The sequence below is a fragment of the Corynebacterium sp. UMB0012 genome (assembly GCF_030216265.1).
Taxonomy (GTDB): Bacteria; Actinomycetota; Actinomycetes; order Mycobacteriales; family Mycobacteriaceae; genus Corynebacterium.
Window position 1 is genome coordinate 1 of the sequence record NZ_JASOKQ010000077.1, and the last position, 362, is coordinate 362.

Consider the following 362-nt stretch of genomic DNA (forward strand, 5'->3'; position numbering starts at 1 on the left):
CGACCATCCGCTGACCAGCTTCTCTGATGACAGGCCAAACTCGCGCGCAAGATTCATCGCTGTCTCACCAGAAAGGTGGCGTTGGACAACTTCCTTCTTGATTTCGAACGAATACTGCTGCTTAGTCGGTTTTCCCACAAGACATAGTCTGCCATGCAGTTTAAACCGACGATAGAGCATACGGGCGGCGTATTTGGAGACACCAAGAGCAGTAGCAGCGGCACGATAGCCTATGCCTTGCTCAAATAGTTCAACCAACTGCTCCCGCTGATGCTCACTCACCAAACTTCGGGCTCTCAATGAAAACTACTCCCCACTAATCGGAAACTGATTTCTCAGTCCAACTAATGGGGAGCAGTTCA

The 362-nt window shown here is 50.3% G+C and carries 1 pseudogene; it reads right to left on the minus strand.

What is annotated here, in order from left to right:
• Window positions 1–161: pseudogene (locus tag QP324_RS11920) on the minus strand (helix-turn-helix domain-containing protein); the annotation flags it as partial.
• Between the last annotated feature and the right edge of the window lie 201 nt (window positions 162–362).